The organism is Rhodococcus sp. NPDC003382 (genome assembly GCF_053589135.1).
This window is the reverse complement of record NZ_JBSFRH010000032.1, coordinates 20,464-44,102: the sequence shown is the minus strand read 5'-3', so window position 1 is coordinate 44,102 and position 23,639 is coordinate 20,464. Positions and strand designations below refer to the sequence as shown.

The window sequence follows — 23,639 nt, the reverse complement described above, 5'->3', positions numbered from 1 at the left end:
TCCTCCCGAATCCGAGCGGAGGACAGCGGCAATCGCGCACCATGGTTCCGTGACCACACCCGACGAGGGCCGTCCCGCCCGAGCACCGCTGGTGCTCACATCGCTGATCCTCGTAGCGGCAGTTGCGAACCTCAATCTCGCCGTCGCCAACGTCGCGCTCCCCGACATCGGGAAGGCGTTCGACGCCAGCCAGACCGACCTGAACCTGATCGCGGTCGGCTATTCGGTGGGGTTGGCGGCGTCGGTGCTCTACCTGGGTGCGGTCGGCGACCGCTACGGCCGCAAGACCATGCTGATACTCGGCATGTCGTTGTCGGTGCCGGCGTCGCTCGTGGCCGGGTTCGCCCCGAACGTGGAGGTACTGTTCGCGGCGCGACTGCTCGGCGGTGTGTCCGCCGGTCTCGCCTTCCCGACGACGCTGGCCTTGATCACCGCGTTGTGGTCGGGTCCGGCGCGGACCCGCGCGATCGCGCTGTGGTCGTCGATCGGTGGCGGTCTCACCGCCCTCGGCCCACTCGTCGCCGGGGCCCTGCTCGAGGGGTTCTTCTGGGGGTCGGTGTTCCTGGTGACGATCCCGCTGGCGTTGCTGGCGCTGGCGCTGACGTGGGTACTCGTGCCGAGTCACGTCAACGAGTCCACCGATCCCGTCGACCATCTCGGCGGCATCGTCTCGGTCGTTCTGGTCGGTTCCCTGGTGCTCGGCATCAACTTCGTACCCGTCGACGGGCTGCAGACCGTCGCCGTGTCCGCGCTGGTGATCGCATTCGCCTCCGCAATCGCCTTCGTGTTCCGACAACTTCGGGCGCGCAATCCGCTGTTCGATCTGCAGGTCGCGCGGCGGCGCATCTTCTGGGTCGCCGCGGTCGCGGGCATCATCGTCTTCGGCACGTTGATGGGCACGATGTACATCAGTCAGCAGTATCTGCAGAACGTGCTGGGGTATTCGACGCTGGCGGCCGGTTCGGCGGCGCTGCCCGCGGCGCTGGTGATGGTGCTGGTCGCACCGCACTCGGCGAAACTCGTCGAATCGCGGGGTTCGCGGTTCACCCTGCTGTCCGGATACGTGGCGATCGTGGTGGGACTGGTCGTCGCGCTGGTGTTGTGGGACGAGGATGCGCACTACTGGATAGTGGCGCTCGGGTACATGTGTCTCGGTGCCGGGGTGGGTCTCGCGGGGACACCGGCGTCGCATTCGCTGACCGGTTCGGTGCCGGTGGCGCGGGCCGGTATGGCCTCGGGTACCGCGGACCTGCAACGCGACCTCGGCGGGGCGATCGTGCAGTCGATTCTCGGTGCGCTGCTCACCGCCGGGTACACGGCGTCGTTCACGTCCACCATCGCCGCGAGCCCGCAGGCGTCGTCGGTCAGCGAGCAGACGCAGGTCGCCCTGGAGAAGTCGTTCGCGGGCGCCGTGAACATCGCCGAGACGTATCCGCAGTACGCGCAGCAGATCCTCGCGGCGGCCCGGTCGGCGTTCCTCGACGGCGACACCCGCGCGTATGCCGCCGCGATCGGGATCGTGCTGATCGGAGCGGCACTGGTGTTCTTCGTGTTCCCCAAGCGTGATGCGGAGACCGCACTGCTGGAGCGGTATGCGGCCGAGGACGCGGAGACCGGGGACAGGGAGAGCAGGGACGCGGAGACCGGGGACAGGGCGATCGGGGACGCAGGGTAGAAAACCGGGCACACTGTTCCTTCGAGAGGATCCGATCGTCGCCCGGGGTGATCACCGGCCGAAGCGAGGTTTCGTGTGGGGAATGTTCCGTTCGTATTTCGTGCGGACGGCGTCGCCGTGCTCGTCGCGTGCACCGAGAACAGCTGTGGTGGAATCGGGCCGTCGTCGTTCGGCGGGAGGATTTCATGGGCATCAGGGTCGCACTGGAACATCGGACGGAATTCCAGGACGCTTTCGGCAATTTCCTTGCCGGCGTGGTCTTCCCGGAGCGCGCCGGGAAGCTGTCGATCACCGTCGGACTCGTGGCCGACATGGAAGTGATCACCCCTTCGACTTCTTCATCGAGGACTACGCCGAATACTTCGGGTGGGAGTACCCACCGGAACTCGCGGCCGACCTCGAGCCGTACCTGCGCCCGGTGGACGAGGGCGAACCCGGCTCGGGACCCGGTGAGCTCGTCCGAAGTGGTTGAAGGACTTTCATATTCCCGACGAGATCCGCACCGTCGATGTGCTCGTGTCGCTCAATCGGGCACTCGAACGCGACATCGAATACAGCGTCCGGATGGAGCCGGGAGTGCAGAGCCCCGACCACACCCTCGCGACCGCGGTCGGCTCGTGCCGCGACTCGGCGTGGCTGATGGTGTCGGTGCTGCGGCAACTCGGTCTCGCCGCCCGGTTCGTGTCCGGATACCTGGTCCAGCTCACCGCCGACCAGCCGGCCCTCGACGGTCCCAGCGGCCCCGCCGCCGACTTCACCGACCTGCACGCCTGGGCGGAGGTGTACGTGCCGGGCGCCGGCTGGATCGGGCTCGACCCCACCTCCGGGCTGTTCGCGGGGGAGGGGCACATTCCGCTCTCCGCTGCCCCGCACCCGGTGTCGGCGGCGGCGATCACCGGTGCCACCGGGAAATGCACCGCGACCCTGACGTTCTCGAACACCGTCACGCGCATCCGGGAGGATCCGCGGGTCACGTTGCCCTACACCGACGAACAGTGGGAACGCATCTGTGCTTCGGGCGCCGCACTGGACGCCCGCACCGCCGCCGCGGACGTGCGGCTGACGGTCGGCGGGGAGCCGACATTCGTGTCGATCGACCGCTACGGCGACCCGGAGTGGACCACCGAAGCCGACGGAACCGACAAACGTGAACGTGCCTCGGACCTCGCCGAGCGGCTGCGCCGCATCTACGCGCCGACCGGCCTGGTGATGCGCAGCCAGGGCAAGTGGTATCCGGGAGAGGCGTTGCCGCGCTGGCAGATCGCGCTGTTCTGGCGCGAGGACGGCGGCGCGCTGTGGAACGACCCCGCGCTGCTCGTCGACCCGTGGGATCCGGAGAACCCGCCGTCCGCGCAGCCCGCCGACGCCGAGCATCTCGCCGTCGAGCTCGCCACCCGGCTCGGATTGCAGCCGGATGTGGTGCAGCCCGCGTACGAGGACGCGCTCGCGCGGCTGCACCGCTGGGTGCGGCTGCCGGCCGGCCCGCCCCTGGACCCCGCCGAGGACTTGCCACCCGACGACGATTCCCCCGACGCAGGCCGCGCTCTGCTCGACAGGCTCGAACGATCCGTCACCGACCCGGCCGCGTGGGTGATCCCGCTGCAGCGCCGAGACGACGACACCGGGTGGCAGAGCGGACGGTGGACGATGCGCCGCGGCCGCATCGTCCTCGTCGAGGGCGATTCTCCGGCCGGGCTGCGCCTGCCCATCCGCTCGGTGAGCTGGGAGGAACCGGACCCACTGTTCGAAGCCGATCCACTTCACGACCGGCCACCGCTGCTGTTCCAGCCGGCGCCGCCACCCGCACCGACTGCCGTCGCGTCGCCGACCGTCGGTATCCCCACCGCGCTGGTCACCGAGGTGCGCGACGACGCACTGCACGTGTTCCTGCCGCCCCTGGGTGCGCTCGAACACTTCTACGACCTGATCGCCACCGTCGAGCAGGCCCGCGCCGCGCGGCTGACCACCGAGTCCTTCGACGTCGACGGCACCCACACCGGCACCGGCGGCGGCAACCACATCACGCTCGGAGGCGCGAAACCGAGCGATTCCCCGCTGCTGCGCCGCCCCGACCTGCTCGTCTCCCTGCTCACCCACTGGCAGCGGCATCCCGCGCTGTCGTACCTGTTCTCGGGCCGGTTCATCGGCCCCACCTCGCAGGCGCCGCGCGTCGACGAGGGCAGGCCGGACGCGCTGTACGAACTCGAGATCGCCTTCACCGAGATCGAGCGGCTCACCGGCGACGCGGACGACGACCGGCCGCCGTCACCGTGGGTCGTCGACCGTGCGCTGCGGCACCTGCTCACCGACCTGACCGGCAACACGCACCGCGCCGAATTCTGCATCGACAAGCTGTAGAGCCCGGACTCGGCGCGCGGCCGCCTCGGCGTCCTCGAACTGCGCGGCTTCGAGATGCCGCCGCACGCGCAGATGGCGATGGTGCAGTCGCTGCTGGTGCGCGGCCTCGTCGCCCGGTTCTGGGACGAGCCGCTACGGGCACCGCTGGTGCGGCACGGCGCGAACCTGCACGGGCGTTATCTGCTGCTGCACTTTGTCGCGGCCGACATCGCCGACGTCGTCGCGGATCTGCGCGAGCACGGCGTCGACTTCGACACCGCCTGGCTCGACCCGTTCCTCGAATTCCGCTTCCCCCGTCTGGGCAGCGTGCAGGCCGGCCCGGTCACGCTGGAACTGCGCGCCGCCGTCGAACCGTGGCACGTGCTCGGGGAGGAAGCCACCGCCGGTGGCACCGCCCGCTACGTCGATTCGTCCGTCGAACGGCTGCAGGTGTCCGTGACCGGCGCCGACCGCGGCCGGTACGTCGTCACCTGCAACGGGGTGCCGATGCCACTGCTCGAGACCGGCAAGGACGACGTGCAGGTCGCCGGGGTGCGGTATCGCGCATGGCAGCCGCCGAGCGCCCTGCATCCGACGATCGAAGTGCACAGCCCCCTGGTGGTCGACGTCGTCGACCTCGAGTCGGGTCGCTCGCGCGGCGGCTGCACCTACCACGTCGTGCATCCCGGTGGCCGTGCCTACGACACCCCGCCGGTCAACGCGGTCGAGGCGCAGTCGCGCCGCAACAGCCGGTTCGAGGACCACGGATTCACACCCGGACGTATCGACCTGGCAAGGTTGCAGGAGACGCAGGCGCGGCTGGCGGTGGACGTGACGGCCCCCGGACTCCTCGACCTGCGACGGACGGACACCGCCTGGCGTTGACGGCACCGAAGCAGAGGCCCGGTGGCGCAGGCAACGAGCTCCGGGAGGACGGCAACCGATGACCGACGTCGCCGATGTGGCGCTGACCGGATACGTGCACCGCGGGCCCGAATTCGACGAACTGCTCGGTCCGGACGGCCGGTTGCGGGCCCACTGGGCCGACTTCGCGGACGGGTGGCGTCCCCGCGGGCCGGAACCGCTCGCGATGTACCGGCAGCGGCTGCGCACGCTGGTCGACCACCACGGCATCAGCTACAACCCGATCGACCCGTCCGGGACGCCGACGTCGGTGCGCTGGAACGTCGACGGCGTGCCGCTGGTGCTGGCCGCCGACGACTGGGCCGAGCTGGAACGGGGCCTGGTGCAGCGGTCGCGGCTGCTCGACGCGTTGCTCGCCGACGTGTACGGCGAACTGCGGACCGTTCGGGACGGGCTGCTGCCGCCGCGGCTGGTGTTCGGGCACGCGGGGTACGTGCGGGCCGCGCACGGGCTGACCCTGCCCGGCCCGCACCAGCTGTTCCTGCACGCCGTGGATGTTGCGCGCGGCACCGACGGCCGGTTCCGGGTGTCGCGGGATCTGACGCAGGCGCCGTCGGGTGCGGGGTACGCGATGGTGGATCGGCGGGTGATGTCGCGGGCACTGCCGGACCTGTACCAGACGACGAGCCCGCGGCCGCTGTCCCCGTTCGCGCAGGCCGTGCGGCTGGCGTTGCGGGATGTCGCGCCGGTCGGCGTGGAGGATCCCACGGTCGTGGTGCTCACCCCCGGCGCGACCTCCGAAACCGCGTTCGACCAGGCCTACATCGCCGGGACCCTGGGCCTGCCGCTCGTCGAATCCGCCGATCTCGTGGTGCGCGACGGCCGGTTGTGGATGCGCTCGCTCGGATCGCTGACCCGGGTGGACGTGGTGCTGCGCCGCGTCGACGCGGCCTTCGCGGATCCGCTGGACCTGCGGCCCGATTCGCATCTCGGAGTGGTGGGACTGGTGGAGGTGGTGCGCCGCGGTGCGGTCTCCGTCGTCAACACCCTCGGCAGCGGGGTTCTCGAGAACCCGGCGCTCGCGGCGTATCTGCCGCGGTTGTGCCGGGCCCTGCTCGACGAGGAGTTGCTGCTCGAGTCGGCACCCGCCCACTGGGGCGGCACCGACGACGGGCGGTCGCTGCTCACCGCACGGTTCGACGACCTGGTGCTGCGGTCCGCGGTGACCACCGAGACAGTGGTGCCCGGCGCGCTCGACGCGGCGCAACGGGAACTGTTGCGGGACAGGGTGTTCGCCGATCCGGCACGCTGGGTCGGAACCGAACCGACCGAGCATTCGTACGCGCCGGTGCTGGCAGCCGGGCGCGACGCGTTCGAGGCCGCACCCGTCGGGCTCCGCCTGTTCACGGTCGCGCAGCGGGTCGGATTCACGCCGATGCCCGGCGGGCTCGGCCAGGTCCTCGCGCCGGGCGCCGGGCGCGACATCGTCGCCAAGGACGTGTGGGTCCGGTCGGTGCCCGCCGCGTCGACGGCGGATCCGTCCGGCACGGCCGAGACGCTGCCCGAATTCGCGGTGCCCGCGGTCGACGTGGTCACCTCACCCCGTGTCCTCGGTGACCTGTTCTGGATCGGCCGCTACTCGGAGCGCGCCGAGGACACCGCGCGGCTGCTCATCGCGGTGCGGGAACGCTACCAGGACTACCGGTTCCGGCCGTGGCTCGCGGGCAGCGAATGCCTGCCGGTGCTGCTGCAGACCCTGACGGCCGCGGCGCCGTCGTCCGAGTTCGCGGTCACCGACGATCCGGACGCCCCGCGCATCGACAGCTACCGGGTCGCGACCGCGGAGTTCCGTTCGCTGACGGTCGATGCGGACCGGCTCGGATCGCTGGCGCAGTCGTTCGCCGGACTCGAGCGGGCCGCCCGGGCCGTGCGCGACCAACTCTCGAACGACACGTGGTCGGTGCTGGCGGACGTGCGGCGCGCCCTCGACGAACTGGCCACCACCCCCGACGAGGGCGGGTCGCTGCTCGAGGTCACCCAGTCCGCGGCGCTGCGGGGCATGCTCGCGTTGTCCGGTCTGGGCGCCGAATCGATGGTCCGTGACATCGGCTGGCACGTGATGGACATCGGGAAGCGGATCGAGCGGGGACTGGCGCTCACCTCGCTGCTGTCGACGACGCTGGTCGACGTGCGCGCGCCCGGCACCGAGCGGGCCCTCGTCGAGTCGGTGCTCGTCGCGGCCGAGAGCTCGGTGACGTTCCGGCGCCGCAATCATCGGGTGCGGGTGGCGGCGGTGGCCCAGCTACTGCTGTTCGACATCGGCAATCCGCGGTCGCTCGCGCACCTGCTGGACCGGATCAAGGAGAACCTCCGGGCGCTGCCGGACGCGTCGGGTGCCTCGCGGCCCGAGCGGCTCGCCGAGGAGCTGATCACCCGGCTGCGCCGCGTCGATCCGGTGGATCTCGAGGCCGCCACGGACGGCACCCGCACCGAGCTGGCCGAACTGCTCACCGCGGTGCATCGCGGACTCGAAGAACTGTCCGAGCTGCTGCTGCAGGGACCGCTGTCGCTTCCCGGCGGCACCCGGCCGCTGTGGGGCGGCGCCGAGAACAGGAGGATGCCGTGACCGACACCGCCGGGACCGACACCGCTGGGACCGACGCCGTGCGTCGCTACCGGATCGTGCACCGCACCACTTACCGGTACTCGGGGGCGGTCACCTCCTCCTACGGCCGCGGCTACCTGATGCCGCGGGACACCGGCGAGCAGCGGGTCGTCCACACCGCCGTCACCGTCGAACCGGCGCCCGGCGACACCTCCACCGGCGTCGACATCTGGGGCAACCGGGACGTGTACTTCCACGTCGTCGAACCGCACGACACGCTGGTGGTGACCGCACGTTCGGTGGTCGAGGTGAGCCGGCCCGACCCCGCGTTGTGGACGGCCGGGCCCGCGCTGCAGCCCTGGGAGTCGGCGCGACCGGCGACCGCGGGCGGTGCGCTGGCGACCGACTTCGTGCTCGACCTCGAGCCCGCCGAGATCGACGATTCGGTGATCGAATACGCCGCAGCGACATTCGTTCCGGGACGCCCGTTGGGGGAGGCGATCGTCGAGCTCACCCACCGGATCTTCACCGACTTCACGTACTGCTCGGGATCGACCTCGGTGTCGACCCGGGTTTCCGAGGTCCTTGCCGCCCGGGCCGGCGTGTGCCAGGATTTCGCGCGCCTGGCGATTGCCTGCCTGCGCGCGAACGGTCTTGCCGCACGGTATGTTTCGGGATATCTGGCAACCGATCCGCCGCCCGGCAAGGAACGCATGATCGGGGTCGACGCCACTCACGCGTGGGCGGCGGTGTGGCTCCCGGGTGATCGATGGCTGGCCTTCGACCCGACCAACGATCAACTGGTCGACGAGCGTTACACGACGGTGGGGTGGGGCCGTGACTACGCCGACGTGCCGCCCCTGCGTGGCGTCATCTATACCGAAGCGAAGGACAGTACCATCGACGTGTCCGTGGACGTCGCACCGATCACGAAGGATGGTTTCGATGCGTGACTTCTCCTGTCCCACTTGCGGTCAGCAACTCGCCTTCGAGAACTCGGTCTGCCTGGGATGTGGCGCGCGCCTCGGTTTCGACCTCGGCACGGTCTCCATGGTCACCATCGTCGACGAACCCGCGGTCTCCCTGGATCCGAGCACAGGGTCGGTGCCCGCAGCCGCATACCGGCTGTGCGCCAATATGCATCTCGCGCGGTGCAATTGGATCGTCCGTGTCGACCACTCCGGCAACGGCGTGACGTTGTGTCCGTCGTGCGAGCTGACCCGGACGCGGCCCGCGGACGACGACGTCGTCGCGCTCGAGGCGTTCGCCGAGGCCGAGGCGGCCAAGCGGCGGCTGCTGGTGGAGTTGACCGAGCTGGGATTGCCGGTGGTCGGCCGGGCCGAGGACCCCGAGGCTGGGCTGACCTTCGATCTGTTGTCGAGCCGTGACGAGCCGGTGGTCACGGGGCACGATTCCGGGGTGATCTCCCTCGATCTCGCCGAGGGCGACGACGTGCACCGCGAACAACTGCGGGTCGCGATGGACGAGCCGTACCGCACGGTGCTCGGCCACTTCCGTCACGAGATCGGGCACTACTACCAGATGGTGCTGATCGTCGACGACGACGCCCGGCAGCGGTTCACGGAACTGTTCGGTGATCCCGACCAGGACTACCAGCAGGCCCTCGACCGGCACTACTCCGAGGGCGCTCCCGCCGGGTGGGAGGACACCCACGTGTCGAGCTACGCCACGATGCACCCGGCCGAGGACTGGGCCGAAACGTTCGCCCATTACCTGCACATGCGCGACACGCTCGACACGGCGGCGGCATTCGGGTTCGTGCCGGCCGGTGCCGGCCTCGATCGGCCGCAACCCGGGCCGGCCGGCTTCGACCGGCTCGTCGAACAGTGGTTACCTCTTACGTGGTCGTTGAACATGGTCAATCGGTCGATGGGGAGGCCGGACCTGTATCCGTTCGTGCTGCCGCCTCCGGTCCTGAACAAGATGCGATTCGTGCACGAGCAGATCACCGCGCGCATCTCGGTGTCCTGAGGCGCGTCTGCTCCGGCGCCGTTGTGCCGGGCGGGGGGAGCGGCCTACGGTCGAAACGGAAGCCCGTCGAGGAGTGGTCGCATGAGCCTGTTCTATCGCCTCGCCTACCGTGTCGGCTTCACACCGTGGGAACGCGCGGACGTTTCGCGGGGCGCCCATTTCGACGCGCTGCTCGAGTCGGTACCCGGCCCGGGCCGGGCGCTCGACGTCGGCTGCGGCAGCGGTGAGTTGTCGATCCGGCTCGCGCGGCGCGGCTGGGACGTCACCGGAATCGACAATGTGCCGGCAGCGGTCGAATTGGCGATGGTTGCCGCCGAGCAGGCCGGGGTCGACGTGAGATTCGTCGAAGGCGACGTCACCGCGATGGCGGACCGGGTCGGGTCGGACTACGGCCTGATCGTGGATTTCGGTTGCTTCCACGGACTTTCGGACAGCGAGCGAGCCGCGTACCGCCGGCAACTCGACCGAGTGTCCTCGCCCGACGCGACATTTCTGATGTTCGCGTTCGAGCCGCGTTTCCGCGGACCGCTCCCGCGCGGCGTCGACCTGGCCGAAATCGAGCAGATCTTCTCCGGATGGTCGGTGGTGGAGGAGGTTTCGGTGCGGGTCGGATTCCATTCGAAGTGGTATCGCTTGGTCCGGCGCCGGCACGTGCCGTAGCTCGCGGGGCTTTCGGGCATTCGACCGCGAAATCCGGGCTGCGGGAATCTGAACCGTACGGAACTGTAGAATTAACCGAATGTGCGGGTGCATCTTCGAACTGGTCAGTTCGGCGAAGCCGGGATGGCGCCGGAAATCAACGCCGAAATCATCGAGGCCGGCAGCTGCAGGTCGGGCGCCTGGGTGATGTTGGTGAGAACGACGATGACGGTGCCGTCGGCCTGTCGGACCGCAGCCTGGGTCTGGAAGCCGCTGATGTGCCCGTTGTGACCGACGAGTCCGTTCAGGTCGCCGATGCCGAGGCCGTACGGCAGGGGCCCGGTGGTGACGAAATCGAGTCGCTGAGCCTGCATCTCCGGTTCGAGGAGGTCGCCGTCGACGAGGGCCTTCGCCCAGATGGCCAGGTCCGCGGCGGTGCAGATGGCCTCGCCGGCGCCGAATCCCCAGGAGGGGTTGAAGTTCGTGACGTCGACCAGTTCCGGCCTCGGGGCGGGCGGGCTCGGGTCGTCCCACTCGGTGCCGTACTGATAGCCGTGGCTGAACGGGGCGGGAACGGTCGCATCCGTCGCGGCGGGGAGTGAGCAGCCGTTCATCTGCAGCGGGGTGAAGATGCGATCCTGGATCAACGTTTTCAAGGGCGCGCCACCGAAGCGCTCGGCCAGCATTCCGAGCAGCACATAGTTGGTGTTCGAGTAGTCCCAGCCCTCGCCCGGCGCGAATTCGGCGGGCGTGCCCTCGATCGTCGCGAGCAGCTCGTCCGGGGTCCACACTCGTTGTGGATCGTCGGCCAGTGCGTTCAGGAACGCGTCGGTGGTGTAGGTCGGAATCCCGGACGTCATGTTCAGTGCCTGACGGATGGTGGCCCCGTTGGTGTCGACCTGTGGGAAGTACTGCTCGAGTGGATCGTCCAGTCCGAACTTGCCCTCCTGAGCGAGTTGCAGGACGACCGTCGCGGTGAACGTCTTGGTGATGCTTCCGATCCGGAAGTGGTCGGTCATCTCCACCGGTTCGCCGGTGTCGATGTTCGCGACGCCGGCCGCGATCTCGTAGTCGCCCCGCTCGGGACTCCGGACGATGGCGACCAGTCCCGGAATGCCCATCTCCTCCATCTGCTCGGTGATCACCGGCCGCACCGCAGCTTCGAGATCGTCCTGCGCCGGCGGGGCTTCGGCAGTCGGGGCGGAGTTTCCGCAGCCGGTCAGCGTCGCGAACATCATCGTCCCGAGCACTGTGGCCGCCGCGGCACGATGGTTGCGCATCGAGGACGATCGAGCTCGCATCAGCGGATACCTCTGGCCCGGGCACCTGTAAGGGTGAGACGGATTGTGTTCCCGCGGAACCCTCGACCCGGGGAATGCCTCAGGTCAGGGGCGCCGTCGATGACCAGTGTCGCATGTGTCCCGCGGTTTCCATCCCGGAATCCGGACGGCATCGAACGGCCGGCCGACCGGCGGATGCGGCTTCGTGCCACGGTCCGACGGACTAGTCTCGACAAACGAACAGCCTGCTGCGGGCCGCCCCGGCAGCATCTTCGGAAGGGTTTGTGATGGCTGTTTTGCGACGCGCTCTGGTCGCCGCGCTGATGGGCGGGGTGCTCGTGTGCTCGTGTGGCACGGACACGCAGGCCGAGGACGCCGTGGCGAGCGGCGACGTCGCGGGTCGGGTGGACATCGGGGACGGCCACCATTTGTATCTGGACTGTCGCGGCACCGGAAGTCCCACGGTGGTCCTGCAATCCGGGTTCGGCAACGCAGGCGACATCTGGAGCCTGAGCGAATCCGATTCTCCGGCTGTGCAACCGGCGCTCGCGACGTCGACTCGCGTGTGCTCCTACGACCGGCCCGGTTCCCTCGTCACCACGACCGTTCGCGATGGCGAAGTCGTCGACGCGGAGGAGCCGTCGCCGGGCCGCAGCGACGAGGTCCCGATGCCGCGCGATCCGGCGGAGGTGGTCGCCGAACTGCACGACCTGCTGACTGCAGCCGGTGAAACCGGGCCATATGTGCTGGTCGGGCACTCGCTGGGTGGTCCGCTGCAGGCGCTCTATGCCGCTACGTATCCCTCGGAGGTGGCCGGGATCGTCCTGGTGGACGCACCGATGCCGGAACTGCGCGACAGCGTGACCGCCGATCAATGGAACCTGATGGCCCACCCGCAGTTGACGCCGGGAAGCTATCCGGACGGATATACGGCCGAAACATATTCTCTGGACCAGCTCATGGACGAGATCGAGACTGCGCCGCCGCTACCGCCGGTGCCGATGGAGGTGCTGGTCCGCGGCGAGGACACGCCGCTTCCCGACCCGCTGCCTCCCGGCATGTCGGCCGCCGATCTCGAGGCGTTGCACGGTGCCGAGCCGCAGGCCCAGACGGACTTCGTCGCGAGCCAGCCCGATGCCGAACTCGTCGTCGTCCCCGGGACCACGCACTACATCCAGACCCAACGACCCGACGCCGTGGTCGACGCCGTGAACCGCGTCCGCGATCGCGCGGACGGATAACCTCCGCAGCACCTACGCTGCCTGGTGGAAGCGGGGGACCTCGGCGAGGCGCGCCAGCCGTTGCAGGTCGTCGGACAGCGCGTCGCGACGGTCGCGGTGTGCCTTGACGAGGAGCCAGTACACGCGGTCCAGACCGGGAGCGACGTGCACGACGTCGTAGGTCTGCGCGATCCGTGTTCCGGTTCCGTTCGGTTCCAGGTCGATTCGCCACACCGTGCTGTCGACCTTGCCCCACAGGCCCACCGTCTTCCATGCCAGCGACCGTGGGGGATCGACCGTGGTGAACATGCACGAGCGGCTCCAGACGAAGATGCCGGACCGGTTCGTGCCGCGGAATCGAATGCCCGGCGCTGCGTGTCTACCGTCGCCGATCCAGTGGGCACCCCGGCATTCGTGACTCCATTCACCGATCCGGGTCACGTCGGTGATGATGTGCCACACGGCTTCTGGCGGCGCGGCGGTGATCGCTTCGGTGCGTCCGTGTCGTGCCAGCGTGCCCATCACGAATGCTCCTCGATCGGTGCCACGCGCAGCGACGGCACGGTGGACGCAGGACCCGTGCCCCACAGCACGGCGGCCTGCCGACGGTACTTTCGGGCGAAACCGTGCAGGAGGAGGAAGCGCGGCACGGCGGGAACGACGTGCACGATCGTGTCGCGATCCTCGGGTGTCGCCCCGTCGATGATCCAGTGCGCTTCCATGCCGAGTTCGGCGAAGCCCTTCGGCTCGACGAAGTACTTCTTCTCGATTGCGCGGTACTCCGCGGTGGTGATCGTGGCGGCAACGACCGGCATCATCTCGAGTTCCTCGCGCTGCAGGTGGGGGAGCAGAACGTCGTCGAGTCCGGTCACGGCGGCGAGCAACCGTGCCCGTGCGGACGGGTCGCCGCCGTACGCCCGCGCGGCGTCCTCCACGACGGCGGTCGCTCCGCCGATCCGTTCGTGGTCGGACGCCATCCGATCGAGCAGCGCACCGGCCGCCGGGTTCTTCGCCCGGATCGTCGGCCACAGTCCGGCGTCCTCGCCGGCATGGTGCATGTGCAGGAACCGGCACATCCAGAGGATGTGCGCGGCGAGAGTGCGGCGGCGCGGCTCGTCGGGATACGGGGGAGTCTCCAGCACCATGCGCGTTCGTCGCAGGTCACGTCGCAGTGCGCTGTGCACGATCCCCATGCTTCGTGTGTCGGCGGGCTCGATCCTGTTGGTGTTCATGGCCCGCCCTCCTTTCACTTCTCCAGTCACTTCCCCAGGGAGAGCAATTTGACGATCGTGTCGGTGAGCCACTCTTCGTACCGGGCGGGGCTCCACCCTGCGCTGCGGATGAGAAGGTCGTAGACCTCCAACGTGATCACCGCCCAGAGGCCGTCGCCTTCTAGTGGGGTCAGTTCGCGGCCCGCGATGGCTGCTCCCGCGATGTGAACGGTGTGCCGCTGGGCCTGCCGGATCTCGTCGAGCCGGGACGCGAGTTGCGGTTCCGCGGCGGCTCCCTCGCGCAGGGCGCGTTGCAGGCCGACGGTGCGCCCGTTCACGCCGGCGACCAACTTGGCTCCCGCGGTGGCCCGTTCCAGGTGACTTCCGCGGGAAATTGCGGCGAACTCGGGCCGGTCCATCAGCGCCACCGGCTCGTCGTCGCCGACGACCGCGATATCGATCACCTGGTTGAACAATCGAGGCTTGGAACCGAAGTGGCTGTACACGGTCTCGAACGAGACCCCGGCCGCGCGTGCGATCTCGCGCATCCCGACGGACCAGCCACGTTCGGTGAACAGGGTCGCGGCGGCGTCGAGGATTCGGCGTCGGCTCTCCTCGGCCTGACGGCGCCGGAGTGTCGCGTCGTACCGCCGCGCCTTCGGGGTGGTCGATGTAGTCCCGCGTGCGTCCGCGTTCGTGCTCACCACTCCATTGTGTAACGTCATTATTTTCAATACAAGTGTTTGTATCGAATCATGGCGTGACGTGGTGGGGTCGCTGTGTCTTACAGCGACTGCGCCCACCGCCCGACGTCGCCGCGTTCGAGCGCCAGCGCCAGCAGTTCCGGGAACCGGTCGGGTGTGCACGCGAACGCTGGGATTCCCAGCGCACCGAGCGCGGCCGCGTTCTCCCGATCGAAGGCCGGAGCGCCGTCGTCGGACAGGGCCAGCAGCACCACCACCTGCACCCCGGCGTCGCGCATCGACGCCATCCGGCTGAGCATCTCCGCGCGGATCCCGCCCTCGTACAGGTCGGAGATCAACACGAACAGCGACTCGGTGGGCCGGGTGATCAGCGATTGGCTGTACGCGATCGCGCGGTTGATGTCGGTGCCGCCGCCGAGTTGCGTGCCGAACAGCACCTCCACCGGATCGGACAACTTGTCGGTCAGATCCACCACCGCGGTGTCGAACACGACCAGCGACGTGCGCAGCGCCCGCATCGACGCGAGCACCGCCCCGAACACCGACGCGTACACCACGCTCGACGCCATCGACCCCGATTGGTCGATCGCCAGCACCACGTCGCGCTCCACGGCCTGCGAGCGCCGGCCGTACCCGATCAGCCGCTGCGGCACCACCGTGCGGTACTCCGGCAGATAGTGCGCGAGATTCGCGCGGATCGTGCGATCCCAGTCGATGTCGCGCAACTTCGGATTCGACGTCCGCGCCGCCCGGTTCAGCGCACCGGTCACCGCGGACCGGGTGTGCTGGGCGATGCGTTCCTCGATCTCGCGCACCACCTTCTCCACGACCATCCGCGCGGTCGCGCGGGTGGTTTCCGGCATCACCTTGTTCAAGCTGAGCAATGTGCCGACGAGATGCACGTCCGGTTCGACGGCGTCGAGCAGTTCCGGTTCGAGCAGCAGTTGCGTCAGCCCCAGCCGCTCCATCGCGTCGCGCTGCATGACCTGCACCACCGAGGTGGGGAAGTAGGTGCGGATGTCGCCGAGCCAGCGCGCGACCCGCGGCGCCGAACCGCCCAGACCGGCGCTGCGCCGGCCGCTCGGATCCGGATCGCTGCGATCGTAGAGAGCGGCGAGGGCACCGTCCATCGCCTCGTCGTCGCTGGAGCTCAGCCCGCCGGTGGAGTCCTCGGAGGCTTCGCCGAGCAGCAGCCGCCAGCGACGCAGCCGTTCCGTCTCGTCCGATGATGTTGTCACGCAGGAACTCCCAGGATCAGTGCGGTGGTGCGGACGGCGCGGGCCCCGCGCTCGGCATCGACGGAGGCGACGCTGCCGGGGGTCCGCTCGCCGCCACGCACCACCGCGCCGAGCGTGCGGCGCTCGGCGGGAGCGAACGAGCCGAAGGTGCGGCGCAGCACGGGCAGCACGTCCACGAAATCCTGTGCGGGAAGTGCCGAGACCCAGTCGTCGATCAACCGCAGCAGGTCGCGGTCGTGCATGAGCAGGACCGCGCCGCCGCCCACGAATCCGTCGATCCAGCGCGCCTTCGCACCCGGATCGCTGCCCACCGACAGTGCCCGCGACACCCGCAGCGCGGTTTCGTGCTCGTCGATCCGGCCGATGTCGCGCAGCAGTCGCACGGTCCGTCCGGTGAGGATGCCGTCGACGTGGTCGCGGTCCGCGATCACCCGGAGGGCGGCGAGCCACCGCCCGGTCGTGTCCGCGTCGTCGCGGACGGCGATCGCGGTGTGCACCTCGTCGACGGCCTTGCGCAGTGCGTCCGCGGCATCGGCATCCAGGCCGGTCGCCGCCGCGGGCAGGCCGGCGCAGATCCGCGCGAGCAAGGCGTCGGTGACGTGCGCGAGCGAGGTCAGGTCGGTGCCCCGGACATCGCCGTACCGCAGTGTGCGGATCAGCGCCGGCAGCGCCGACATCAGGTGCAGCACGTCGTGATCGAGTGCGGCCGCGGCATCGACCGCGGACAGCACATCGGGGATCGCTGTGCGCAGGTCGGCGAGCAGCGCCTTCTCCAGCGTCTCGGTGACCGCACCGAGGGAAACGTCGGGGCGACTCACCCGGTCGAGGACCACCGCGTGCGCCGCCGATTCGACGGTCGTTCCCCACCGCGAGGCCTCGACGACGGCGACGGAGAGTTCCGGCTCCCACCGCAGCGTCCACGACTCGCGGAAGGTGCCGGTGGAACGGACCGCGCTCGTCGTCGGCTTCGCCCAGTCGATGCCGAGCAGCGCGAGGCGGTGCAGCAACCGCGACCGCTGCAGGTCGTTGTCCTTGCGCAGATCCAGGTCGAGGTTCTTGTCGGCCGCGGATCTCTTGAGCCGCAGCGTCTTCGACCGGGCCTGCAGGTCCGCGTCCAGAGGAACCGTCGGGGTGTCGTCGGGGATCTCGCCGAGCGCCTCGCCGACGACGAGTCGCCGCGTCACCAGGTCGAGCAGCACGTCGTCGCCGTCGCACAGCACCGACCGGGTCGCCTCGGTGACCTCGGTGAGGCCGGGCAGGGGGCGCTCGCGCAGCGCGGCGAGCGCCTCGGCCAGTCGGGTGGCCTCGATGACGTGTGCGCTCGAGACCGGTAGGTCTTCGCGGCGCAGTTCCCGCGCGACCCGAGTGAACCACCGTTCGATCGTGTGGTCGTGGTGGGTGAACAGATGGTGGTACCAGCCGGGCGAGGTGATGCCCGCGCCGTATCCGGAGGCCGCCGCCAGCCGCGAGTGCGTCCACGGCACCCACGTGAGCGACGACTTGATCTTCGGCAGGCCCTTGAGCAGTCGCGCGTCGGGTGCGGCGGGCCCGAGTTTGCCGGACAGCGCCGGAGCGTGCATCGCCCCGCACACCACCGCGACCTTCTGGGCCCCGGCCTTGACGGTCGCGCGCAGCACCTGGCGCATGTGCGCTTCGCGTCGCAGCGTGTGCTCGTCGATCTCCATCGTCTCGCGCAGCGCAGCCATCGCTTCGGTGATGGCATCGAAACCGTCTGCGTGACAGCCGTTTTCGATGTTCGTGTCGTCTCGGTGCCGGGTACGGGATTCGACGACGGCGTCCCACCACTGCTCGAAATCGTCGTAGCCGCCGGCCGCGGCGAGCGCGTCCAGCGGATCCGGACCCTGCTCACCGGCCGGCCGGTCCGCCGCGAGGCTCAGCGCCGCCGGCAGATCGCAGAAGCGGACGTCCGCGTCGTGCAGGATCGCCCACTGCAGTGCCTGCCACTCCGGGGAGAACGTGGCCAGCGGCCAGAACGCGGCCGTCGCCGGATTACCGCTCGCGTAGCCGAGCAGCGCGACGGGCGGGCGCATCTGCTCGGACGCCGCCAGCGTCACCAGCGGATCGGCGTCGGCGGGGCCCTCGATGAGCACGGTGTCCGGTTCGAACTCGGCGAGCGCGCGCAGCAGGGCGCGCGCCGAGCCCGGCCCGTGGTGCCGGATGCCCAGCACCCGGACCTGCGCGGTCACACTCACCCGGCGACCTCGCGGCACGCACGGTAGAAGTCGGCCCATTCGGGACGGCCGCGGACGACGGCTTCGAGGTACTCGTCCCACACGACGGTGTCGGCGACCGGATCCTTGATCACGGCACCGAGGATGCCGGCGGCGACATCGGCCGAGCGCAGCACGCCGTCCCCGAAGTGGGCCGACAGGGCGAGCCCGTTGGTGACCACCGAGATGGCCTCCGCGGTGGACAAGGTGCCCGACGGCGACTTGAGCTTGGTGCGGCCGTCGCTGGTCACGCCGCGCCGCAGCTCCCGGAAAACCGTTACCACGCGCCGGATCTCGTCGGCCGCCGCCGGAACCTGCGGCAGTTCCAGTGCGGACCCGAGCTGGGCGACGCGCCGCGCGACGATCTCCACCTCGTCGTCCTCGCTGGCGGGCAGCGGCAGCACCACGGTGTTGAACCGTCGGCGCAGCGCCGACGAGAGGTCGTTGACACCGCGGTCGCGGTCGTTGGCGGTGGCGATGACGTTGAATCCCTTGGCCGCCTGCACCTCGATGCCGAGCTCGGGGACGGGCAGCGTCTTCTCGGACAGGATCGTGATCAGCGCGTCCTGCACGTCGGCGGGAATGCGGGTCAGTTCCTCGATGCGGGCGACGGCGCCGTCGCGCATCGCGGTCATCACCGGGGACGGCACCAGCGCGGCCGGGGTGGGACCCTCGGCGAGCAGCCGCGCGTAGTTCCAGCCGTAGCGGACCGCTTCCTCGGCGGTGCCGGCGGTGCCCTGCACCAGACGCGTGGAGGTTCCGGAGATCGCCGCCGCCAGATGCTCGGACACCCAGGTCTTGGCGGTGCCGGGTACACCGAGCAGCAGCAATGCGCGATCGGTGGCCAGGGTCGCGACCGCCACCTCCATGAGCCGACGCGGCCCGACGTACTTGGGGCTGACGACGGTGCCGTCGGACAGTTCCCCGCCGAGCAGGTACGTCACGACCGCCCACGGCGACAGCTGCCAGGACGGCGGCCGCGGACGATCGTCGACGCGGGCGAGCGCGGCGAGTTCGTGCGCGTACTGCTGCTCCGCGTGCGGGCGCAGCAGGTTCGGCTCGTCGATGACGGTGTCGGTCAACTCAACTCCTCGTGAAGGGTTCGGCGAAGTTTCAGGATGTCGGCGGCCGTCGCGAAGCGATTGAGCCGGACGAGGTCGTCGGTGCGGGTGGCGGCGTCGTCGAACAGGTCGACCAGTTCGAACGGGGCGCGGCGCGCGAGCAGGTCGGTCAGCGCCCGGAAGCTGTGCGAAGTCGGCGCCGCGGCGGTGTAGAGGACGGTCAGAACCTTCCGGGCGATGTCGGCGGGCCACGGTGCGGGCAGCGCGGCGATGTCGTCGACGAGCAGCAGTTGCCGGGCGGACATGCGTCGCAGGTGCTCGACGAGCACGTCCCGAGGTGCGTGTTCGGCAACCCGGAGGCCGGCCCGGTCCTCGCGCGGCAGCAGCGCGGCGGCCCAGGCGCTGTCGCGCTGATGATCGACGGCGGTCTCCCGGCCGTGCCGCAGGACGTCCCGCAGGTGCTCGCTCACTTCGAGGTCCAGCACGTCGCCGATCCGCATGCCGGACGCTAGCCATGCGGACAGCGGCGCGGACGCCGCCAGCGCCCACACCCGGGCCCGGTCGCGGGCCTCCTCGACCGGGTACGCGCGGTCGGCGCGTGCCGCCTCGGCGGCACGGGGGAGCGGATCGTCGAGACCGTCGCGCATCGCTTCCGCGTCGAGCACGTCCGGGATCGTGAACTCGACGGCGCCGCCGTGCACGCGCGCCCAGGCTCGGACACGCTCGGTCAGGCGGCGGCCGAACGCGGACTCGGGGAGCCGGCGCAACAGATCGAGTGCCACGTCGCGGACCTTGCGGCTGCGGTCGTCCAGCGCGGTGTCGAGCAGGTCCTCGTCGTACGCACCCAACCCGGCCGCGAGTTCGGTGAGCAGGTTCTGGCGGTTCGCGGCCGTCTCGGTGCTCCACGACGCGGCGAGCAACTCGGTCGCCGCGGCGGGGTCCTGGGCGCGCAGGGCCCGGAACCAGCGGCGCCGGGCGGCCGCGGCGCCGTGCTGCCACACGGACGGATCGTCGGTGTCGGGCGCGACCAGATCGGACCAGCGCGGATTCTGCTGCGCCAGCCATCGGCCGCGCGGCCCGAGCAGGACGAGCAGCTTGTCCCGCAGCTCCTCGTCGAGCGCCGAGGCGCGCTCGAGCAGGTCCACGACGATGCCGTGCGGGGCGCGGAAACCCTGTGCGGCATCGAGCCATTCGCCGATCAGGTCGGATCGCACGGTGAGCAGTGCACGGAGTCGTTCGCCTGCCGCCGGGGGCAGCAGCGGCCGGTCGTCGTCGGCGGCGGGCTCGGGCAGCGGGCGCGTCACGGGAACGGATCCGGCGGCGACGAACGCGCGTTCCAGTGCCGCGGCACCGAGCAGGCGGTGCTCGGGCGGGGCCACGATGGCGGCTGCCGCGTCGTGGGTGTGCAGCGCGGCGAAATCGGGTTCGGTCCGGGCGGTGCCCAGCAACGCCGCCGAGGTCAGGGTCTCGAGTCCGTGCGTGCTCACAGGGCGACCGCCTCCTGGCCCGGCTCGAACACCGAGGCCGGTGTCACGGCATGCCCGTCCCACTCGCCGCACACCGTCACCGGGAGGCCGCCGGACACCGCGAGCAGACGCCAGCGGCTGTCGAGATCACCGGCCAGTGGCAGGGCGCGGTCGGCCCGGTCGACGAGCCACCACCGGTCGTCGATGCGGGTGGGTGTCACGGCGCTGAGCAGCACCGGCCACGAGCGGATCCACGGATCGGCGCCGAGCGCGCCGGCGTAGTCGCTCAGCGCGGCGTCGAAATCCGTCGCCCGCAGGGTCGTGAAGGGTTCCGGTGCCGCGTGCCGGGTGCCGATCAGCGCGCGCAACGGTGCGGCCCCGGGATAGAAGTGCAGGTCGGCGTCGACGAGGGTGCCGGGCACCGGCGCCTCGGCGTCGAATCGTGTTGTGCCGTGCGAGAAATCGAGCACCACCGCCCATCGTCCGGTGTCCCGTCCGCGCAGCCACAGCTTGCGGGTGTAGATGCGGTTGTCCTCGGTTGTGCGGCTCGCGACCGCCTGCCAGCGGTCGCGGACCGCGGGTTCGCGGCGCACCTCGTCCGTTCTGGTGGGGAATCCGAGGTGCGTGTAGACCGATCGGACCAGCGGTTCGGGCAGTTCCGCGAGGCTCCGGAAGGCCCGGATCAGCAGGTGCAGGCGCGCGTATTCACCGAGCACCCGTGCGGGCCAGTCCTCGTGGGTCGCGACGACGGACGGCAGCGTCCGCAGTGCCCCGGCGACGCCGGGCACCTGCGCGTCGACCATGCGTCCGGCGATCTCGTCGTAGGTGGCGTAGCCGTGGTCGACGGACCCGAGTCCGTGGCGGATGCGGTCGGTGAGCCAGCGATCGAGATCCTCGAGTCCCGCGGCGGCCCGTTCGAGGCGGCGCTGCAGCGCGGCCGGGTCGGTTTCCTTCGGAGGAGTATCCTCGGAAGTCGTTGGCTTTTCGGCTTTTTCGGTCCTGCTCTTCAGCCAGGCGGTGACGGCGTCGGGTGCGGACCCTTCGGGGACGGACCCCGCGGACCACTGCATGAGCAGGCTCAGGGCGTGCTTGCACGGAAACTTCCGGCTCGGGCACGAACACCGGTAGGCGGGCCCGGTCAGGTCCACCGAAGCCAGGTAGTTGCTCGCGCCGCTGCCGCGGCACACACCCCACAGGGCGCGGTCGCTGCGTCCGGTCTCCGTCCATTTCGACGCCAGCCCGCGCGCCGCCGTCTCCGACGAACGGTCGGGGGCGGCCGCGGCGATCTGAGCGGGGGACCAGGGTGTCGTCACGTCGGAGCAACGTACGGGAGGGGTCCGACAGGACGCCAACCGTCAGTGCGTGACGTGTTCGTCGAGCCGGCGCCGGATGCCGTCGACGAGCAGATCCAGACCGAAGTCGAACCGGACCGCCGGATCGCCGTCGAGCAGGTCGTCGTCGGAGGTAGCGGGGGTTTCGGTGGTCACGTCGGGGGAGACCGGGGACCGCGTGAGCGCGCCGAATTCCGCGAGTTGGAGGCGCGACTGCTCGTCGACGGTGTGGCCGAGTACATAGTGCAGCAGCGCGTAGCCGGCGAGTTCGGCGTGCGCGCGGGACAGCCCCGCGCGCTGGGCGACGGCGACGAAACTGTCGCGGGCGCGGGAGGTGGTCAGCCGGGACGCGTAGCTGGAGGCGACGAGTTCGGCGCCGTCGCGGTGCGCGAGCAGTGCGGCGCGGAAGCGGTGGGCGAGTTCGGCGAGGGCTTCGTCCCACGATTCGGTGCTCGGCGGGGCGTCCACGCCCTCGAGGATGTGGTCGGCCATCGCGCCGAGCAGTGTCTGCTTGTTGGGGAAATGCCAGTACAGGGCGCCCGGCTGCACGCCGAGCGATCCGGCGAGCTTGCGCATCGTCAGGTCGCCGAGACCGTATTCGTCGAGGATCGCCATGGCGCCGTCGAGGACGTCGCCGCGTCGCAACTGCACCTGTTCGCTCCCTCTGTTCCGTGCTTGTCCCCTTTGACAGTAGTCGACCACCGCCCTAACCTGAACGCTGTTCAAGTGAACGGTGTTCAAGTTTGTTCCCGATACTCCAGGAGATCCGCCGTGACCAAGGCACTCGCCCCCACCGACATCCTCGCGGTGGCCCGCGAACAGGTGCTCGACCGCGGTGACGGTCTGCGCCGCGACCAGATCCTCGAAGTGCTGCAGCTGCCCGACGAGAGGCTCGAGGACCTGCTCACCCTCGCGCACGACGTGCGCATGAAGTGGTGCGGACCCGAGGTCGAGGTCGAGGGCATCATCAGCCTCAAGACCGGCGGCTGCCCCGAGGACTGCCACTTCTGTTCGCAGTCGGGTCTGTTCGCCTCCCCGGTGCGCTCCGCGTGGCTCGACATCCCGAGCCTCGTCGAGGCCGCGAAGCAGACCGCCAAGACCGGAGCCACCGAGTTCTGCATCGTCGCCGCGGTCCGTGGCCCGGACGCCCGGCTGATGGCGCAGGTCGCCGCCGGTGTCGAGGCCATCCGCAACGAGGTCGACATCCAGGTCGCGTGCTCGCTGGGCATGCTCACCCAGGAGCAGGTCGACCAGCTCGCCGCGATGGGTGTGCACCGCTACAACCACAACCTCGAGACCTCCAGCTCGTACTTTCCGAACGTCGTCACCACCCACACCTGGGAGGAACGGTGGGAGACGCTGCGCATGGTCCGCGAAGCGGGTATGGAGGTGTGCTGCGGCGGCATCCTCGGGATGGGGGAGACGCTCGAGCAGCGCGCCGAGTTCGCCGCCGAACTCGCCGAACTCGGCCCGGACGAGGTGCCGCTGAACTTCCTCAATCCGCGCCCCGGCACGCCCTTCGGCGACCTGGACGTGTTGCCCGCGGCCGACGCCCTGCGCGCGGTCGCCGCGTTCCGGCTCGCGCTGCCCCGCACCATCCTGCGATTCGCCGGCGGACGGGAGATCACCCTCGGCGACCTGGGTGCCAAGCAGGGCATCCTCGGCGGCATCAACGCCGTCATCGTCGGCAACTACCTCACCACGCTGGGACGCCCCGCCGAATCCGATCTGGATCTGCTCGGCGAGCTGAAGATGCCGATCAAGGCCCTGAGCGAAAGCTTCTGA

17 protein-coding genes and 1 pseudogene are annotated in these 23,639 nt (G+C 70.0%); 8 read left to right on the top strand and 10 right to left on the bottom strand.

The features are described from left to right. Positions 1 to 49 precede the first annotated feature (49 nt). The 6 genes and pseudogenes from ACWDUD_RS20785 (at position 50) to ACWDUD_RS20760 (ending at position 10,133) form a co-directional block, all read left to right on the top strand. Entirely contained in the window at positions 50 to 1,675 is a 1,626-nt protein-coding gene (locus ACWDUD_RS20785; RefSeq protein WP_450110494.1) for an MFS transporter, read from the top strand. Between the two features lie 185 nt (positions 1,676 to 1,860). Beyond that, positions 1,861 to 4,897: pseudogene (locus tag ACWDUD_RS20780) on the top strand (transglutaminase family protein). Positions 4,898 to 4,955: 58 nt separating this feature from the next. After that, the gene (locus ACWDUD_RS20775) at positions 4,956 to 7,502 is read left to right on the top strand and encodes a circularly permuted type 2 ATP-grasp protein (RefSeq protein ID WP_450110493.1); all 2,547 of its coding nucleotides are present in this window, start codon (positions 4,956 to 4,958) and stop codon (positions 7,500 to 7,502) included. Then, positions 7,499 to 8,434 carry a transglutaminase family protein gene (locus ACWDUD_RS20770; protein WP_450110492.1) on the top strand — a complete coding sequence of 312 codons (936 nt, stop codon included), beginning with the start codon at positions 7,499 to 7,501 and terminating at the stop codon, positions 8,432 to 8,434. Before ACWDUD_RS20775 ends, ACWDUD_RS20770 begins: the two co-directional genes overlap by 4 nt. Then, positions 8,427 to 9,473, top strand: a complete 1,047-nt coding sequence (locus tag ACWDUD_RS20765; protein WP_450110491.1) for a zinc-binding metallopeptidase family protein — start codon at positions 8,427 to 8,429, stop codon at positions 9,471 to 9,473. The genes ACWDUD_RS20770 and ACWDUD_RS20765 overlap by 8 nt, the downstream gene beginning before the upstream one ends. A gap of 81 nt (positions 9,474 to 9,554) precedes the next feature. Next, positions 9,555 to 10,133 (top strand): class I SAM-dependent methyltransferase, encoded by a 579-nt coding sequence (locus ACWDUD_RS20760; protein WP_197251036.1) that lies wholly within the window; start codon positions 9,555 to 9,557, stop codon positions 10,131 to 10,133. A 104-nt stretch (positions 10,134 to 10,237) separates the two neighbouring features. Here ACWDUD_RS20760 and ACWDUD_RS20755 read toward each other — a convergent pair whose 3' ends face one another. Then, the gene (locus tag ACWDUD_RS20755; RefSeq protein ID WP_450110490.1) at positions 10,238 to 11,413 is read right to left on the bottom strand and encodes a serine hydrolase domain-containing protein; all 1,176 of its coding nucleotides are present in this window, start codon (positions 11,411 to 11,413) and stop codon (positions 10,238 to 10,240) included. Positions 11,414 to 11,679: 266 nt separating this feature from the next. Between ACWDUD_RS20755 and ACWDUD_RS20750 the strand changes: the two genes are divergently transcribed. After that, positions 11,680 to 12,633, top strand: coding sequence for an alpha/beta fold hydrolase (locus ACWDUD_RS20750; protein ID WP_197256735.1), 954 nt, complete (start codon positions 11,680 to 11,682; stop codon positions 12,631 to 12,633). Between the two features lie 12 nt (positions 12,634 to 12,645). Here ACWDUD_RS20750 and ACWDUD_RS20745 read toward each other — a convergent pair whose 3' ends face one another. The 9 genes from ACWDUD_RS20745 to ACWDUD_RS20705 form a co-directional block, all read right to left on the bottom strand. Further along, entirely contained in the window at positions 12,646 to 13,134 is a 489-nt protein-coding gene (locus tag ACWDUD_RS20745; RefSeq protein WP_450110514.1) for an SRPBCC family protein, read from the bottom strand. Continuing rightward, positions 13,134 to 13,844, bottom strand: coding sequence for a hemerythrin domain-containing protein (locus ACWDUD_RS20740; protein ID WP_450110489.1), 711 nt, complete (start codon positions 13,842 to 13,844; stop codon positions 13,134 to 13,136). The genes ACWDUD_RS20745 and ACWDUD_RS20740 overlap by 1 nt, the downstream gene beginning before the upstream one ends. A gap of 26 nt (positions 13,845 to 13,870) precedes the next feature. Next, positions 13,871 to 14,527 carry a TetR/AcrR family transcriptional regulator gene (locus ACWDUD_RS20735; RefSeq protein WP_450110488.1) on the bottom strand — a complete coding sequence of 219 codons (657 nt, stop codon included), beginning with the start codon at positions 14,525 to 14,527 and terminating at the stop codon, positions 13,871 to 13,873. A gap of 80 nt (positions 14,528 to 14,607) precedes the next feature. After that, positions 14,608 to 15,765: a VWA domain-containing protein gene (locus tag ACWDUD_RS20730; RefSeq protein WP_450110487.1), complete on the bottom strand. Its 1,158-nt coding sequence runs from the start codon at positions 15,763 to 15,765 to the stop codon at positions 14,608 to 14,610. Beyond that, positions 15,762 to 18,017, bottom strand: a complete 2,256-nt coding sequence (locus ACWDUD_RS20725) for a DUF5682 family protein (protein ID WP_450110486.1) — start codon at positions 18,015 to 18,017, stop codon at positions 15,762 to 15,764. Before ACWDUD_RS20725 ends, ACWDUD_RS20730 begins: the two co-directional genes overlap by 4 nt. Next, positions 17,975 to 19,078 carry an ATP-binding protein gene (locus tag ACWDUD_RS20720; protein ID WP_197256717.1) on the bottom strand — a complete coding sequence of 368 codons (1,104 nt, stop codon included), beginning with the start codon at positions 19,076 to 19,078 and terminating at the stop codon, positions 17,975 to 17,977. The genes ACWDUD_RS20725 and ACWDUD_RS20720 overlap by 43 nt, the downstream gene beginning before the upstream one ends. Further along, positions 19,075 to 20,544 carry a DUF5691 domain-containing protein gene (locus ACWDUD_RS20715; protein ID WP_450110485.1) on the bottom strand — a complete coding sequence of 490 codons (1,470 nt, stop codon included), beginning with the start codon at positions 20,542 to 20,544 and terminating at the stop codon, positions 19,075 to 19,077. Before ACWDUD_RS20715 ends, ACWDUD_RS20720 begins: the two co-directional genes overlap by 4 nt. Then, a complete protein-coding gene (locus tag ACWDUD_RS20710) occupies positions 20,541 to 21,836 on the bottom strand; it encodes an SWIM zinc finger family protein (RefSeq protein WP_450110484.1) in 1,296 nt (431 codons plus the stop codon). The genes ACWDUD_RS20715 and ACWDUD_RS20710 overlap by 4 nt, the downstream gene beginning before the upstream one ends. Before the next feature lie 42 nt (positions 21,837 to 21,878). Beyond that, entirely contained in the window at positions 21,879 to 22,505 is a 627-nt protein-coding gene (locus tag ACWDUD_RS20705; RefSeq protein ID WP_450110483.1) for a TetR/AcrR family transcriptional regulator C-terminal domain-containing protein, read from the bottom strand. A gap of 120 nt (positions 22,506 to 22,625) precedes the next feature. On the opposite strand from ACWDUD_RS20705, the gene bioB reads away from it, so the two are divergent. Beyond that, complete coding sequence (gene bioB / locus ACWDUD_RS20700; protein ID WP_197256709.1) at positions 22,626 to 23,639, top strand: biotin synthase BioB; 1,014 nt, start codon at positions 22,626 to 22,628, stop codon at positions 23,637 to 23,639.